This is a genomic window from Cupriavidus sp. SIMBA_020, from assembly GCF_046535395.1.
Taxonomy (GTDB): Bacteria; Pseudomonadota; Gammaproteobacteria; order Burkholderiales; family Burkholderiaceae; genus Cupriavidus; species Cupriavidus campinensis.
The window spans coordinates 1-245 of the sequence record NZ_JAWRWU010001420.1 but is presented as its reverse complement, the minus strand read 5'-3'; the positions used below and the strand labels follow the sequence as shown (position 1 = coordinate 245).

Genomic DNA, 245 nt, shown 5'->3' with positions numbered 1-245 from the left:
CAATGCGACGACCTGCGGCTCGAACAGGTGCTCATCAACCTGATCGGCAATGCGCTCGACGCGGTGGCGGGGCTGCCCGATCCACGCATCGTCATCGACATTCAGGCGCTGCCCGCGACGCTCGCGATCTCGGTGCGCGACAGCGGCCCCGGCATTCCCGACGACGTCATGCCGCGCCTCTTCGAGCCCTTTTTCACGACCAAGGAGATGGGGCAGGGTCTGGGGCTCGGATTGGCGATTTCGTC

General features: G+C 65.7%; 1 protein-coding gene. It reads left to right on the top strand.

Annotation, left to right across the window (positions count from 1 at the left end; genetic code table 11):
• Window positions 1-245, top strand: a 245-nt coding sequence (locus SB751_RS34220) for a sensor histidine kinase (protein WP_410749523.1), incomplete at both ends; no start/stop codon positions are given.